The organism is uncultured Mailhella sp. (genome assembly GCF_944324995.1).
Lineage (GTDB): Bacteria > Desulfobacterota > Desulfovibrionia > Desulfovibrionales > Desulfovibrionaceae > Mailhella.
This window is the reverse complement of sequence record NZ_CALUYL010000012.1, coordinates 62,545-77,876: the sequence shown is the minus strand read 5'-3', so window position 1 is coordinate 77,876 and position 15,332 is coordinate 62,545. Positions and strand designations below refer to the sequence as shown.

The window sequence follows — 15,332 nt, the reverse complement described above, 5'->3', positions numbered from 1 at the left end:
GCACTGGGTCACTAGCTCAATTGGTAGAGCAGTTGACTCTTAATCAATTGGTTCGGAGTTCGAGTCTCCGGTGACCCACCAGTGACGAATCAGCCCCCTGCATGTTCATGCCGGGGGCTTTTTTGTTATTGTTTCGTTTTCCGAAAAAAGTTGCGCGCTCCGAAAACTTGCGGCTTCCCCCTAAAAAACGGCGGCAGACATTGTGCCGCGTCTCTTTTCGCGCCCGCATTGCTTGACAGCGCGCCCTCTCGGTCGTTAGACAACAAGGGCGCGCTGTCCGCGATGCCGGGCGGCGCGTGCTAAACATTTCCCCGGGTGATATGCTGATGGACAAAAGTTTGGATCAGAGCTCCGTGGTGACGACGGACGCAGGAGACGTCGTCGCGAGCGCGGAGGAACAGGCCAGAGCGCAGGCGCTGGTGGAGGAAAAGGACAGCGAATCCAGAACGCGGCAGTTCCGCGGCGCGTTCGGAAAAGTGGTGGCGGTCATTTGCGTGGCGTTCTCGCTGTTTCAGCTTTACGCGTCCGTGTTCGCCACCATGGACGCCATGAAGCTGCGCGCGTTCCACATCATCTTTCTGCTGGTGCTCGCCTCGTTCATGTATCCGGCGCTGCGCCGCGAAAAGAGAACCAGAGCGCTGCCCACGCTGTGGGATCTCGTGTGCGTGTGCGCGAGCCTGTACGCCTTCGGCTATCTCATCCTTCATTATGATGCCATCGCCATGGGCGGCGGCTGGTTCACCACGCAGGACTACGTGGTGGCGGGCATAGGCGTGCTCGTGGCCTTTGAATGCGCCCGCCGCGTGGTGCCCAACCTCGCCGCGCTCGCCCTCGTGTTTCTGGCCTACACCTTCCTCGGCAAGTATCTGCCCGGCGCGTTCGGCCACGTGGGCTTCTCCCTCACGCGCGTCATGGATCACATGTTCTGGGGCAGTCAGGGCCTGCTCGGCGTGGGCGTCGGCGTGTCGGCCACCTACGTGTTCCTCTTCGTGCTCTTCGGCGCGTTCCTGCGCATCAGCGGATTCAGCGAATTCATCAACGACCTGGCCCTCACCCTCGTCGGACGCACCGCCGGCGGCCCGGCCAAGGTCTCGGTCATCGCAAGCGCCCTCATGGGCATGATCAACGGCAGCGCCCTCGCCAACGTGGCCACCACCGGCGCCATCACCATTCCGCTCATGAAGAAGACCGGCTACAAGGCCGAATTTGCCGGAGCCGTGGAGGCCGTGGCCAGCACCGGCGGTCAGTTCGCGCCGCCCATCATGGGCGCGGTGGGCTTCATCATGGCGGAATTTCTCGGCGTGAGCTACACCAAGGTCATGCTCGCCGCGGCCATTCCCGCCTTCCTCTATTATCTCGCCCTCATCATGGCCGTTCACTTCGAGGCCAGAAAGCTGGGCCTCAAGGGCCTCTCCAAGGAATACATCCCCGACGCCCTCGTGGTCATCAAAAAGCGCGGTCACCTCATCATTCCCCTCGTGGTGCTCATGGTCGTCATGTTCATGGGCTACACGCCGCTCTTTGCCGCCGCCATGGCCATTGCGGCCACCGTGGTCGCCTCCTGGTTCTCCAAGGAAACCCGCATGGGCCCGAAGCGCATCCTGCAGGCCCTCGAAGAAGGCGCAAAGGGCGCCGTGGGCGTGGGCGTCTCGTGCGTCATCATCGGCATCATCATCGGTTCCGTGTCCCTCACCGGCCTCGGTCTCACCTTCGGCTTCCAGGTGCTCAAGTACGTGGGAGAAGGGCAGCTCTATCTCGGCGGCGTGTTCGTCATGGTCATGAGCACCATACTCGGCATGGGCGTGCCCGGCGTTGCGGCCTACGTCATCGTCGCGGCCGTGGCCGTGCCCGTGCTTACCGGCGTCGGCGTGCAGCCCATGTCCGCCCACATGTTCTGCCTCTTCTACGCCTGCCTCTCCAACATCACGCCACCGGTGGCCATGTCTTCCTACGTGGCCGCAGGCATCGCCAACTCCAACGAAACCAAAACCTCCCTCATCGCCGTGCGGCTGGGACTCTCCGGCTTCATCCTGCCGTTCTTCTTCCTCAACAATCCGCTGCTGCTCTACAGCTCATCCAATCCCGGACTCGCCACCGTGTGGGCCTTCATCACCGCAAGCTTCGGCGTCTGCGCCCTCGCCGTGGGCCTCGAACGCTGGCTCTTCGGCCCCTGTTCCCTGCTCCAGAGCCTCATGTTCATCGCAGGCGCAGTGCTCACCATCGATCCCGGCCTCTCCACCGACGCCATCGGCATCGCCGTCATTCTTGCGGCCGCCGCCCTCAACAGGCGTTCCTCGTCCCGCCCCCGCGCAGACGCCGTTCCGCCCGCGCAGGCGGACTGAAAAGCATTCATCCCTTCTTCCCCGGCGGAAGGAGGACAACTTCAACAGGTTCAGGAGTGATTATGTACGGTAAAGTCCTTCTTTCCCTGCTGGCCGCCGTTTCCATGGTCTTCGGGGCCGCGGAAGCCCGGGCCGCCGATCGCGCGCCCGTGACCATCAGCATTCCCACCGCCGCTACCACCAGCACGCTCTATCCCATAGGCGCGGCCCTCGGCAATCTGTGGAGCACCAGGCTGCCCTACGTGAAGGCCAGCGTGCAGTCCTCCAAGGGCGGCGTGCAGAACCTTCAGCTGCTCAGCATGAAGGACGCCCAGGTCTCCTTCGCCATCACCAGCATCACCTATCAGGCCATGAAGGGCCTCGACAAGTTCAAGGGCCACGCCTACCCCGACGTGCGCATCATTGCCGGTCTCTACTACAATCCCAATCAGGTCATCGCCCGCGCCGACAGCAACGTGTCCAAGCTTCAGGACTTCAAGGGCAAGGTCTTCGCTCCCGGCGTGGCGGGCGGCACCACCATCGGCGAAACGCAGGTCCACTTCGCCGCCGCCGGCCTCAAGTATCCCGGCGACATCAAGGCCCAGTACGTCGGCCCCGCCGAAGCCGGCGACCTCATGCGCAACAAGCAGCTCGACGGCACCTGGATCATGGCCGGTCTGCCCAACGCCGGCGTCTCCGAAATGTGCGCCACCGCCGACGGCCGCCTCGTGAACATCGACGACGCCACCTTCGCCAACCTCTCCAAGGATTACCCCTGGTACGCCCGGTTTCAGATTCCCGCGGGCACGTATCCCGATCAGGACCAGCCCGTGCAGACCACGGCCGTCAAGATGGTGCTCATCACCGACGCCTCGATTCCCGACGACGTGATCTATGATCTCACCAAGTGCTTCTGGGAAAATCAGGACATCGTGAAAAAGTCCCATTCCGTGATGAAGGACATTTCCCTTGAGGGCGCGGTGACCGACCTTGCCGGTATTCCGCTGCATCCCGGCGCGGCGAAGTACTACAAGGAAGTCGGCGTGCTCAAGTAGTCCGCATTTGCGTCGTCTTCACGGATGACGCCCGGCCGGATTCCGTTGCAGGAGGAGGGGTCCGGCCGGACTTTTTGTCCCTTTTGTCCCCGCGCTCGGGAGCCTTTCGCCGTGCGGGGCGGCGGGACGGCAGGGGCGTTCGGCTTCCGCGCCCGGACGCACGCGCACGGGCGCGCCGCGGAGCCTCGGCGGCGGATTTCCGCGGACTTTCGACATCGGCGCGTCGCCGGAAACGGCGACACAGGCTTCGCATGTCCGGGGCCTTTTCCGGCGTCGATGCCGGACCGTTCCCGGTTGCTCCGGTCCGCAGCTCGTCCGACGCCCCTTGTTCCTGCGTGCGTCAGGGCGGCCCGGCCCCGCGCGGCCCCGCTGCTTTGGAAGCGGCTTCGGCGCGCCCCGTTCCGGGACTTTACAAAGCGTGAGAATCTTTCTACAAGAAGGTTTCTCCCGCGTTCGGCTGCGCGCGGCGCGGGTCTTTTTTCCATGCTTCCTGCCCGCAGGGAACATGGTTTCTGAACGCCAGAAAGCCGGGTTTCCGGCATGATTTTCCGCTCAGGCGGGTTAACCGTCAAAACATGGGCGCGAGCGCCCGTGAGGTTTTGCCATGGCTAAGAACAATAAAGTTATTCTTGCGTACTCCGGCGGTCTCGACACCTCCGTCATCCTGAAGTGGCTCATCGTCGAGCGCGGCTATGAAGTCATCACCGTCACCGCCGACCTCGGTCAGGAAGACGATCTTGACGGCGTGGAACCCAAGGCCCTCAAGACCGGCGCCACCAAGGCCTACATCGAGGATCTGCGCGACGAGTTCGCAAGCGACTACATCTATCCCATGCTTCGTTCCGGCGCCACCTACGAAGGCCGCTACCTCATGGGCACTTCCATCGCCCGTCCGCTCATTTCCAAGCGCCTCGTGGAAATCGCCCGCAAGGAAGGAGCCTTCGCCATCGCCCACGGCGCCACCGGCAAGGGCAACGATCAGGTGCGCTTCGAGCTTTCCATCAACGCCCTCGCTCCCGACCTTCAGGTGATCGCCCCCTGGCGCGAATGGGATCTCATGAGCCGCACCGCCCTCACCGCCTTTGCCGAAAAGCACGGCATTCCGGTGAACGCCTCCAACAAGCACTACAGCATGGACCGCAACATGCTGCACTGCTCCTTTGAAGGCAGCGAACTCGAAGATCCGTGGGAAGAACCCGGCCCGAACAGCTATGTGATGGCCGTGCCCGTGGAACAGGCTCCCAACGAACCGGAATACATCACCATCGGCTTTGAGAAGGGCGACGCCGTCACCCTGAACGGCGAACGCCTCACCCCCCGCGAAATGATCATGACCCTGAACAAGATCGCGGGCAAGCACGGCATCGGCCGCCTCGACATGGTGGAAAATCGCTTCGTGGGCATGAAGAGCCGCGGCGTGTACGAAACCCCCGGCGGCACCGTGCTGCACGTGGCCCATCAGGACCTTGAAGGCATCTGCCTCGACCGCGAAGCCCTCGCCACCCGCGAAACCATCATTCCCCGCTACGCCGCCGCCGTGTACAACGGCTTCTGGTTCTCGCCCGAACGCGAAGCCATGCAGGCCCTCATCGATCAGATGCAGCGCGGCGTGACCGGCGAAGTGCGCCTCAAGCTCTACAAGGGCACCGCTTGGCCCGTGGGTCGTTATTCTCCCCACAGCCTCTACTGCCAGGACCTCGCCACCTTCGAGGAGTGCGCCACCTACGATCACAAGGACGCCGCCGGCTTCATCCGTCTGCAGGGCCTGCGCATCCGCGGCTATGCCGACCGCGTGAGCCGCTTCCTCAAGTAGCATGACACGGGCCGGGGGATGTTCCTCCGGCCTTTTTCCGAAGATCCGGCGGCCCGGCGTCTCTGCCGCGCTCCCCGTTTCCGGGGGCTCTCCGCGGGCAGGACAACGACGGCGCAGGGCGAATCCTGCGCGGGCGCGCCAGGTCGGCGCAACGTTTTGCTTCCCGCAGAGGCTCCTTGGCGTGCCGGTTCCGGCGCACGGTTTCGAGCTTTCCGGCGGAAGCCTGCGCGACGGCCCCTGTGCCTGTTTCGCGCTCTCTTTCGGAAGAGCAAAGGCTCGCCGAAAAGATTCTGCGCCGGGACTGCTGCTTTGCGGCGAAAGATCGCGCTTTGCGTCAGCCGGGCGCGTGTTGCCGGAAATCTTCGTGTTTCGTCCGACGTTTCGCCCGGCGTCGGAGTTCTGCCCGAACGACGCCTCTGCGCGCGGCGCGGGCGCAGAAGGGCGATCTTTCCGAAAGCGCCGCGTCCTGCGGCGTTTGCGCGTTTTCCCGCGCTGCGGGAGGCCTCGCGTATTCCAAGCCGCGACTGCGGCGTTAACCATTCTGGAGTTACCATGTCCGACAAGCCTTGGGGCGGCCGCTTCAAAGAAAGCACCAGCCTTGCCGTGGAAGCCTACACGGAATCCATTTCGTTCGACAGCGCGCTCTACGCGCAGGATATCGCCGGTTCCAAAGCCCACGCCCACATGCTGGGCGAGCAGGGCGTCATCACCCGCGAAGAGGCCGCAACGCTCATCGAGGGCCTGGATCAGGTGAAGCGCGAAATCGAGGAAGGCTCCTTCCCCTGGAAGCAGGAACTCGAAGACGTACACATGAACATTGAAACCCGCCTCACCCAGATCGTGGGCGAAGTGGGCAAGAAGCTGCACACCGGCCGCAGCCGCAACGATCAGGTGTGCCTCGATTTCCGCCTTTTCGTGTCCGACAAGATGCGCGAATGGATGCGTCTTTCCCGGGCGCTCATCCGCATGTTCGTGCGCCGCGCCGAAGAAAACCGCGCCGTGCTGCTGCCCGGATGCACCCACATGCAGCCCGCCCAGCCCGTGAGTCTGGCCCAGCATCTTCTGGCCTACGCCTGGATGCTCAAGCGCGACGCCGAACGCATGGCCGACTGCGAACGCCGCGTGCGCGTAAGTCCGCTCGGCGCGGCCGCGCTGGCCGGAACCACCTATCCGCTCGATCCCGCCATGGTGGCCGACGAACTCGGCATGTACGGCATCTTCGACAACAGTATGGACGCCGTGGCCGACCGCGACTTCGCCCTCGAAGCCCTGTTCTGCGGCAGCGTGTGCATGGCGCACCTTTCCCGCTTCTGCGAAGAAATCATCTGGTGGGCGAATCCGCTTTTCGGCTACATCACGCTTTCCGACAAGCATTCCACGGGTTCCTCCATCATGCCCCAGAAGAAGAATCCCGACGTGGCGGAAATCATGCGCGGCAAGACCGGCCGCGTGTACGGCAATCTTTTCAATCTCATGACCATCATGAAGGGCATTCCGCTCACGTACAACCGCGATCTGCAGGAAGACAAGATTCCCTTCATCGACACCGACAAGACCGTGCGTCATTCGCTCTCCCTCATGGCCGACATGCTGGAAGGCATCACGTTCCATCCCGAGCGCATGCGCAAGGCCCTCTCCGCGGGCTTCTTGAACGCCACCGAACTTGCCGACTACCTCGTGACCAGGGGCATGCCCTTCCGTGAAGCGCATCACGTTTCCGGCCGCGCGGTGGCCATGGCCGAAGAACTCGGCGTGGGTCTGGAAAATCTCACGCTCGATCAGTTCCGTTCGCTGAGCGATCTCATCGGCGAAGACGTGTACACCGCGCTCGACTACGACACCGCGGTGGCTCGCCGCAATGTTCCCGGCGGCACGGGACCGCAGTCCGTGGCCCGTCAGCTTGAGAACATCAAGTGCTGGCTCGACGAGGGCGACAAGTAGTCATGCCCCGCAGAAAGCGCGTTCCCGCCACGCCGGAGCAAACGCGGGACTGGCTGAAAAAGGCCGTGCATTCCGCGCCGAGGCCGCTGCCCCCGGGATTTTTCCCGAGGATTCTGGAACAGTCCGAGCGCGAGGGCTTTTCCCGCGAGGATCTGCTCAACACGCTGGATGAATGGCTGAACTACGGCTACTGCCGCCTCATCGATCCCATCTCGCAGGACATCGAGATCACGCGGGAAGGGGAGAGATTCTTCTACTAGCGGAGCGTTGCCGTCAACAGGGAGCGCCGTTCCGGATCGGAGTTTTCCGACGCCGGGGCGGCGCTTTTTTTGTCGGCGCGGGGAGGCGGCGGGGAGGAAGGCATCGGCGGGGCAGAGAACGAGAGTCGGGCGGAACGTGGCCGCGGCGGCGAAGTCGGCGTGGGAGTCTGGCCGAGGCCGGGGCGGATGCTTGTTGAGCCGGGGCAGTGCGAAGGGAGCCGGAAGGGGGCTGCCGTGGGAGCCGGGCCGGAGATTCAGCGGCAGGCGGAACGCCGGGGACACGGTGCAGGCGGGAAGAAGGGGGCGAACGTCGGTCGATATTGAGCGATCGAAACCGCGACGTGTCAGGAGAAAAGTCCGTGCGGCGACATTGCCTGCGCCGAATGCAGGGCGTCAAAAAACTGAGGGGCAGGTCTTGCGCCGCGTGACTGAGTAAAGCCGCCGGGAAAAGTTTTCCGTTTTTTTTTCGGAGGGCGGGGCAGAAGTTCGGCGGAAGTCAGGTTATCATGGCGCGTGTCGGCACGGCGGAGCATCATGCGCGAAAAAGGAGCGCGCATGGGCATTCTGGTGATCGGCATGGGAAATATTCTGAAGGGGGACGACGGCCTCGGCGTTTATGCGCTGCGGCGTCTGGCGGAAGAAGGCGTCGAGGGAGCGGAACTTCTGGAACTCGGCACTTCGCTGTCGGACTGCTTTTCCCTGCTGGAAGGCTACGAACGCGTGATCGCCCTGGATGCCGTGGCCGCGGGCGGCGAGCCCGGAAGTCTCTACTGGCTTTCCGAGGAGCGTTTTGCGCGGATGCGGGGCCGCGGCCTGAGTCTGCACGAAGGCGACCTTCTGGACGCCCTCGAGCTTGCCGCGCTCCGCGGCAGAAAACCCGAGCTTCGCGTGGCGGGCATGGAGCCGCTTGAGTGGGGGAACTGGAGCATGGCGCTTTCGCCGCCCGTGCTGGCCGCCATGCCCGACTATCTTGCCATGATCCGAACCCGCCTGCGCGAGCTGATCGGAGCGTGAGAGAAAAGGGGGCGCGGGAGCGGAGGGCCGGGCCTTCTCATGCCGGGTGCGGGCCGGGGAGCGGCGGCGTATTCCCGAGGCATGGGAGTTCGGCTTTTGAGGATGTCAGGACGACGCGTTCGTCGCCTGAGGCCTGGGGGCTGCATCACGATGGGGCGGCGGAGAGCTGAGAGCGGACGCGGCGTGGCGACGCCTGAATGCGCGGGGGGAACGTTGTTTCGTTCCGGCGAAGCCGTGCAGACAACAGGCGCGAGCTCGAAGGAACGAGGGTTGCGTCACGCGGTTGTCCGCGGGGCCGGGCAAAGCAAGCGAGGAGGGCGGTCGGGAACGCCGGGGCTGGGGAGCCTGCCGAGGCGGTCGGCGGATCGGCGCGGCGTTTCACGCTCTGGAGAAGGGCGGCGAGAATGATGCCGGGGCAGCGCCCGGAGTCTGCGGCGGCTTGCCGCCGGTGCGGGCAGTTCTTCCGGCGGGCGGATTCGCGTTGTCCGGCGGGCTTCCGGGCTTGTTCTTTTTATTTTTTGCGGGCGCTTCGCGGGCCTTTTCACAAAACAAAACCGGCCTTCGGAAGAAAGACCGGTTCTGTTTCAGGCTCGGAACCCGGGACTACAGAAGAAACGTCGTGGCCAGTCCGAGGAAGATGAAGAAGCCGCCGGAGTCGGTAAGGGCGGTGAGGAAGATGCTGGACGCCTGCGCGGGATCGCGGCCGAGGGCGCGCAGAATGAGCGGAATGGCGCCGCCCGCAATGGCCCCGAGCAGCATGTCGAGCAGCAGCGCAATGCCCATGACCGTGGCAAGCATGCTGTTGTGACTCAGGAACATGACGCCCACATAGGCCAGCAGCGCCATGAAGATGCCTGTGCCGAGGCCGATTTTGCTCTCGCGGAACACCGCGCCCCAGGAACGGCGGGCGTCGAAACTTTCCGTGGCGAGCTGGCGGATCATGACGGCAAGCGCCTGCTGCCCCGTGTTGCCCGCCTGATTGGCCACCATGGGCATGAGCACGGCGAGCAGGGCCATCTGCGCGATGGAACCCTCGAACAGCGACACGATGAACGCCGACAGCGACGACGTACACATGTTGATGACGAGCCACGGCAGGCGGATGCGCACCGAACGCGTCCAGGGCGTATCCACGTTTTCGTCCTGACCGGCGCCCACCATGCCCAGCATGTCGGAACTCGCCTCGTCCTGAATGATGTCGAGAACGTCGTCGTGCGTGACCACGCCCATGAGGTGTTCCTCCCGGTCCACCACGGGCAGGCACAGAAAGTTGTAGTGACCGAGCAGACGCGCCACTTCCGCCTTGTCGGTATCGTACTGCACGGAAATGACGTCCTGCTTGTTCACCATGTTCGTGAGCAGCGTGCCGGGCCGCGCCAGCATGAGATCGCGCAGGGAAATCACGCCTTCAAGCGTTTCCTGACTGTCCACCACGTACACGTAGTAGGGCATTTCCTTTTCTTCCAGCTCGCTGCGGATGAGCATGATGGCCTCATCCACCGTGGAGCTCGACGACACCATGATGATGTCCGTGTTCATCACGCCCGCCGCGGTGTCGGGGTCGAAGCTCAGCAGCATGCGCAGCTCTTCGGCGTCGTCGGCGGGCAGGTTGCTCAGCAGTATGTCGCGGTGCCCTTCTTCCACCTCGTCGAGAATGTCCACGGCGTCGTCGGGATCCATTTCCGCAATGAGCCGGGCCGCGTCGTCGGCGTCCATGTTTTCCAGAACGTCGCCGGCCACTTCCTCGTCGAGTTCGGCGAGCGCTTCGGCCGCCTCCTCGGTGGAAAGGTGCGTGAGCACGCAAAGCTGTTTGTTCAGGGGCAGCTGTTCCAGGTGTTCCGCGCGGTCGGCGGGATGCACGAAGTCGTCGCTGTCGATGTCGCTCCCGCAGGCTTCAAGACCGGCTTCCTTTGCGCTGGTTTCGTACTGCGAGAGGTCTTCCTCGTCTTCGGGCGCCTTGCCTGCGGCGTCGCCGGTTGGGGCGGATGCGGCAGGGGCGGGTGCTTGCGCGTTGGCAGCGGAAATGTCTGCGGATTCTGCGGGTTTCGCGTCGCTCTGAAGCGACGTGGCGTGGGGGGCGGGTGCGGCGGGCGGAGTCGTGTCGGGAGTGGGAACAGCGCCCGGCGCAGGGGCGGCGTTCGGAGCGGCGTCGGGGGAGGGCGCTTCTGCCCGGGCGTCGGCGGCTTCCGCAGAGGATGCGGGCCCGGCGCTCTTATCGGACTCTTCGGAGCCGGAGACCTCGTTCTTCGCGGAAAAAGTCCGGGAATTTTCGGCCTGTGCGGAAGTTGCACTGCTCCCGGCCTGCGGGGCTGCCGGAACATCGGCCGCAGGACGCGTTTCGGATGCAGGGGCGTCGGGTATCGCATGTTCGACGCTCGATGCGTCGTTTTTCATGGCAGAGGATGCGCTTTCGGACGATTGCGGGGGAGTGGAGACCGGAACAATGGGGGAGAGACGTTCGTTTTCTGCTTGTGATTGTGTTTTTTTACTCATATCCTGTATTCTCCCCAAACACACTTGACGAATCGAGAGAGGTCGCCTAGCCTGTTACTTCACACCATTTTGTGGAGAAACTCTCCTTCGGGACACAGTCCCGCAGAGGAAGAAATAAAGAGGCGGACATGTCCAAAGACGCTATTGAATATCATGCCCGGGCCGCAGGAGCAAGCTCCAATATGAGCGGACAGGGCTTTGCTGCGCTTCATGTGGATCCTCCCTTCGTCGTTCCCGCCGACACCGCGGCGGTGCTTTCCGAGACTGCCTGCGCCTTTGCCGCCGATCTCATCTGTCTGGCGCTTGAGGAAGACGGTCCCGATCTGACGAGTCTCGGCATCTTTCCGCCGGAAGAAGAGTCGCGGGCCTACATCGTGGCCAAGCAGCGCACTCTTGTGGTGGGATTGCCGCTCATCAGTCTGGTGCTTTCCGTCATCGGCATGGATCCCGCGTCGTGGAGCGCCGAGGTCGAGGAAGGCAGTCTCGTGGAAAACGGCACCGTGGTGGCGCGCCTGCACGGCAACACCATTCAGCTGCTCAAGGCCGAGCGCGTGATCCTCAACCTGATGACGCATCTTTCCGGCGTGGCCGATCTCACCCGCGCCTACGTGGAAAAGCTCGAAGGCACGGGCGTGCGCCTGCTCGACACGCGCAAAACCCTGCCCGGACACCGGTATCTGGAAAAATACGCGGTCCGCATGGCGGGCGGCTGCAACCATCGCATGAACCTTGCCGACATGCTGATGATCAAGGACAATCACATCGACGCGGCAGGCTCCATCACGGGAGCCGTGGAAGCGCTGCGCAACCGCTACAAGCCCTGCCCGCCCATCGAGGTGGAGTGCCGCAACGAGGCCGAAGTGCGCGAAGCGGTGGCCTGCCGCCCGGAGCGCATTCTGCTCGACAACATGGGGCCGCAGCAGCTGGCCGAAGTGCTTCCCCTGATTCCGCGGGACATTGAGGCCGAGATAAGCGGCGGCGTAACGCTGGACACCATTCGGGAACTGGCGCTCTCCTGCCGCGAGCGCCCGGCGGATTTCATTTCCGTGGGCCGCATCACCCATTCCGCGCCTTCGGCTGATTTCAGCATGAAGATGGAGCGCGGCAACCGCTGATTCTGCACCGTGCCGGAATCGCTCCGGAACACGGTCATGAGGTTTTTATGGAGAACAAGGCATACGTTCCGGGCTCGACCGATTCCCGCATCGAAGAGCTCAGGAAGCGTTTCGGCGACGATCTCGTCATTCTCGGACACCATTATCAGTCCGACGAGGTGGTCCGTCACGTGGACATCGTGGGCGACTCGCTGGAGCTGGCCCGTCGCATTCCCGACATCGAAGCCCGCAACATCGTGTTCTGCGGGGTGTACTTCATGGCGGAATCCGCCTGCCTGCTGGCCCGGCCCGGACAGCGCGTGTTCCTGCCCGATCACGAGGCCGACTGCGCCATGGCCCGCATGGCCCGCGCCGAAGACGTGGAACGCGCCCTCGAAAGACTCACGGCTTCCGGCAGACGCGTGGTTCCGCTGGCGTACGTGAATTCCTCGCTGGCCGTGAAGGCCGTGGTGGGACGCTTCGGCGGTGCGGTATGCACCTCTTCCAACGCGAAGGTCATGCTGGAATGGGCCTTCAAACAGGGCGACGCCGTGCTCTTTCTGCCCGACCGCAACCTCGGCCGCAACACCGCGCGCACGCTCGGCATTCCTGCAAAAGAGCAGTGCCTGCTCGACCTTTCCCGCGACAACCTCGACAGCGACGAGGCACGCTCGGCCCGGCTGCTGCTCTGGCCCGGCTGCTGCCCCATTCACGAATCGCTCATGAAGCCCGACATGGTGGATGCCTTCCACAGTCACTTCCCGGGCTGCCGCGTGCTCGTGCATCCCGAATGCTCCCCCGAAGTGGTGGAGCGCTGCGACGGCGCAGGTTCCACGGCCTACCTCATCAAGGAAGCCGAAAAGGCCGCCGCCGAAGGAAAGGAATCCGCCCTGTGCATCGGCACGGAATTCCATCTGGTGCGCCGCCTCATGGAAAAATATGCCGACCGCATCAACATCATTCCTCTCGCGCAGGCCACCTGCGCCGACATGGAAAAGGTGACCGCCGAAAGACTGCTGGCCACCCTGGAAGGACTGGACGAAGGCAAGGGCGAAGTTTTTGTGGACGAAGCCCTCAAGGCTCCGGCCCGCGAGTCTCTGGTACGCATGCTTGAGGTCTGCCGCTAGTCCGGTCTGCGGGCGAAAGGCTCGGCGCTTTCCGGCTCTTCCCTGCGCAGGCGGCGGAATCCGTTGCGCCCCGGGCATGAAAGGGGGCCTGCGGCCGCGCCGCAGATCGACGTTCCGGACGGACGCGCCTTGCCGGCCCTTCAACGGATACGGCTTCGTATCCAATCGCTGCTGCGGGTTCTGCCGCAGTTCAGGCGTCGCTATATGAATGCATTACGTTATCGTTCTCAGGTACTTGTCATAGGCTCGGGTCTCGCCGGGTGCGCGGCCGCGCTCACCATGGCCGACAAGGGTTTCGACGTGCATCTTCTCATGCCCACCGAGGAGCTGGACGGCGGCAATTCCATCATGGCCCAGGGCGGCATCGTGTTCTCCACTGATCCGGAAGATCAGAAATCCCTTGAGCACGACATGTTCGTGGCCGGTCACGACTACAACTACGACGAAGCCGTGCGCTTTCTCGCCGAACACGGCGGCGAGGCCGTGCAGAGCATGCTCATCGACAAGCTCCACGTGCCCTTCGACCGCAACGCCTCCGGCAAGTGGGACATGACCCTCGAAGGCGGTCACGCCGTGCCTCGCATCGCCCACTGCGCGGACTACACGGGCCGCAGCATCATCGAGCACATTCACGCCGCCGTGGCTGCGCATCCGAACATCACCGTGCTCGGCGGCCGCTCCGCCGTGGATCTCGTGACCACCGAACATCACGCCCGCTCCACGGCCTGCCACTATCAGCTCACCAACCGCTGCCTCGGCGCCTACGCCTTCAACGAGGCCACGCAGGAAGTGGAGCTCCATCTCGCCGAAAACACCGTGCTCGCCACGGGCGGCGTGGGTCAGGTGTATCTGTATTCCACGAACAATCCGTGGGCCACGGGTTCGGGCATCAGCATGGCGCACCGCGCGGGCGTGCGTCTGGCCAACATGGAATTCATGCAGTTCCATCCCACGGGCCTGTTCAATCACGCGCAGCAGATTCCCCTGCTCACCGAGGCCCTGCGCGGCGAGGGCGCCCATGTGGTGAACAGCCACGGCGAGCGCTTCGTGAGCCGCTACGATCCCCGCGGCGATCTCGCGCCCCGCGACGTGGTTTCGCAGGCCATCGTGAGCGAAATGCTGGCCACCGGCGAGAATCACATGCTGCTCGACTGCTCCACCCTCGACTGCGACGTGACCCGCCGCTTCCCCACGGTGTTCGAGAGCTGCCGGAAAATCGGCATAGACATGCGCACGCAGCCCTTGCCCATCGTGCCCGTGGCGCATTACTTCTGCGGCGGCATTCTGGTGGATCTGCGCGGCAGAACCACGCTCGACAGACTCTATGCCGTGGGCGAATGCAGCTGCACGGGCATTCACGGCGCCAACCGCCTGGCCAGCACCTCTCTGCTGGAAGCCCTGCTCTGGGGCATTTCCGCGGGCAACGACATCGCCGCGCGTCTGGGCTCCGAGCATTTCGACACGAGCATCTTTGCCGAAATCGCCGACTGGAAGCATCCCGGCAACGAGCACAACGACGATCCCGCGCTCATCGCGCAGGACTGGGCCACCATACGCCACATCATGTGGAACTATGTGGGCATCATCCGCACCGAAAGCAGACTGCGCCGCGCCTTTGCCGATCTGCGCGATCTGTCCAGCCACCTGCACGACTTCTACAAGCATACGCCGCTCACGCAGCCTCTGGTGCATCTGTTCCACGGCTGCCAGACGGGCTACCTCATCACTCAGGCCGCGCTGCGCAACAAGCAGAGTCTGGGCTGCCACTACCGCAAGGATTAGCGGCAGAACATTCCGCAGGGAATAAATCGCAGGCCCGCGTTTTGCTTCAGGCAGAGCGCGGGCTTTTTGCATTTTCGCGGGTTTTGCCGGGCGGCCGGGCCGGAAGCCGGGCGTGCGCGATGCTCCGGCCGGGGAACGGACGGCGCATGTTCGGTGAACGACGCCGGTGAACAGGCAGGCGCGGCCGATGAACGGACAGGAGGAGCGATAAACGGGCGGGGCGTGACCAGGGACGACCGAAGAGCGAGCAGAGCGCGACGGGGAACGGGCGGAAACGGCGCGGCGGCAGGATGCAGGGGAAAACCGGGGGCCCTGCGTCCGAAGCGCGGGAGCGACCGGGGAAAGCACGGCGGAAGAAGACCGGAGGGGGGCGATTCTCGGGCGATGCCTTCGGGGAGCCGAAGCGGATAGCAAAAAACGGGGCGCAGTTTG

10 protein-coding genes and 1 tRNA gene are annotated in these 15,332 nt (G+C 63.9%); 10 read left to right on the top strand and 1 reads right to left on the bottom strand.

The features are described from left to right. Positions 1-5 precede the first annotated feature (5 nt). From Q0K02_RS06770 to Q0K02_RS06740, 7 genes are all read left to right on the top strand, one after another. A tRNA-Lys gene (locus tag Q0K02_RS06770) sits at positions 6-81 on the top strand. Between the two features lie 245 nt (positions 82-326). Continuing rightward, positions 327-2,342 (top strand): TRAP transporter fused permease subunit, encoded by a 2,016-nt coding sequence (locus Q0K02_RS06765; protein ID WP_294486475.1) that lies wholly within the window; start codon positions 327-329, stop codon positions 2,340-2,342. A 62-nt stretch (positions 2,343-2,404) separates the two neighbouring features. Further along, entirely contained in the window at positions 2,405-3,376 is a 972-nt protein-coding gene (locus Q0K02_RS06760) for a TAXI family TRAP transporter solute-binding subunit (RefSeq protein WP_294486473.1), read from the top strand. 604 nt (positions 3,377-3,980) lie between these two features. Further along, the gene (locus Q0K02_RS06755) at positions 3,981-5,189 is read left to right on the top strand and encodes an argininosuccinate synthase (protein WP_294486471.1); all 1,209 of its coding nucleotides are present in this window, start codon (positions 3,981-3,983) and stop codon (positions 5,187-5,189) included. Positions 5,190-5,741: 552 nt separating this feature from the next. Next, positions 5,742-7,130 carry an argininosuccinate lyase gene (gene argH / locus Q0K02_RS06750; protein WP_294486469.1) on the top strand — a complete coding sequence of 463 codons (1,389 nt, stop codon included), beginning with the start codon at positions 5,742-5,744 and terminating at the stop codon, positions 7,128-7,130. A 2-nt stretch (positions 7,131-7,132) separates the two neighbouring features. Further along, the gene (locus tag Q0K02_RS06745) at positions 7,133-7,390 is read left to right on the top strand and encodes a hypothetical protein (RefSeq protein WP_294486466.1); all 258 of its coding nucleotides are present in this window, start codon (positions 7,133-7,135) and stop codon (positions 7,388-7,390) included. 534 nt (positions 7,391-7,924) lie between these two features. After that, complete coding sequence (locus Q0K02_RS06740; RefSeq protein ID WP_294486463.1) at positions 7,925-8,404, top strand: hydrogenase maturation protease; 480 nt, start codon at positions 7,925-7,927, stop codon at positions 8,402-8,404. 603 nt (positions 8,405-9,007) lie between these two features. Here the strand turns inward: Q0K02_RS06740 and mgtE are convergent. Then, positions 9,008-10,429: a magnesium transporter gene (gene mgtE / locus Q0K02_RS06735; protein WP_294486482.1), complete on the bottom strand. Its 1,422-nt coding sequence runs from the start codon at positions 10,427-10,429 to the stop codon at positions 9,008-9,010. Positions 10,430-11,025: 596 nt separating this feature from the next. Between mgtE and nadC the strand changes: the two genes are divergently transcribed. The 3 genes from nadC to nadB all read left to right on the top strand — a co-directional run bounded on the left by nadC (position 11,026) and on the right by nadB (position 14,900). Further along, positions 11,026-12,012, top strand: a complete 987-nt coding sequence (gene nadC / locus Q0K02_RS06730) for a carboxylating nicotinate-nucleotide diphosphorylase (protein WP_294486460.1) — start codon at positions 11,026-11,028, stop codon at positions 12,010-12,012. Between the two features lie 47 nt (positions 12,013-12,059). Next, positions 12,060-13,118 carry a quinolinate synthase NadA gene (gene nadA / locus Q0K02_RS06725; RefSeq protein ID WP_294486458.1) on the top strand — a complete coding sequence of 353 codons (1,059 nt, stop codon included), beginning with the start codon at positions 12,060-12,062 and terminating at the stop codon, positions 13,116-13,118. A 204-nt stretch (positions 13,119-13,322) separates the two neighbouring features. Then, positions 13,323-14,900 (top strand): L-aspartate oxidase, encoded by a 1,578-nt coding sequence (gene nadB, locus Q0K02_RS06720; RefSeq protein WP_294486455.1) that lies wholly within the window; start codon positions 13,323-13,325, stop codon positions 14,898-14,900. The last annotated feature ends 432 nt before the right edge of the window (positions 14,901-15,332 follow it).

Bases quoted from the DNA above. Each gene is read 5' to 3' on its own strand.
- Q0K02_RS06765 (WP_294486475.1), top strand. From the start codon at position 327: ATGGACAAAAGTTTGGATCAGAGCTCCGTGGTGACGACGGACGCAGGA.
- Q0K02_RS06760 (WP_294486473.1), top strand. From the start codon at position 2,405: ATGTACGGTAAAGTCCTTCTTTCCCTGCTGGCCGCCGTTTCCATGGTC.
- Q0K02_RS06755 (WP_294486471.1), top strand. From the start codon at position 3,981: ATGGCTAAGAACAATAAAGTTATTCTTGCGTACTCCGGCGGTCTCGAC.
- argH (WP_294486469.1), top strand. From the start codon at position 5,742: ATGTCCGACAAGCCTTGGGGCGGCCGCTTCAAAGAAAGCACCAGCCTT.
- Q0K02_RS06745 (WP_294486466.1), top strand. From the start codon at position 7,133: ATGCCCCGCAGAAAGCGCGTTCCCGCCACGCCGGAGCAAACGCGGGAC.
- Q0K02_RS06740 (WP_294486463.1), top strand. From the start codon at position 7,925: ATGCGCGAAAAAGGAGCGCGCATGGGCATTCTGGTGATCGGCATGGGA.
- nadC (WP_294486460.1), top strand. From the start codon at position 11,026: ATGTCCAAAGACGCTATTGAATATCATGCCCGGGCCGCAGGAGCAAGC.
- nadA (WP_294486458.1), top strand. From the start codon at position 12,060: ATGGAGAACAAGGCATACGTTCCGGGCTCGACCGATTCCCGCATCGAA.
- nadB (WP_294486455.1), top strand. From the start codon at position 13,323: ATGAATGCATTACGTTATCGTTCTCAGGTACTTGTCATAGGCTCGGGT.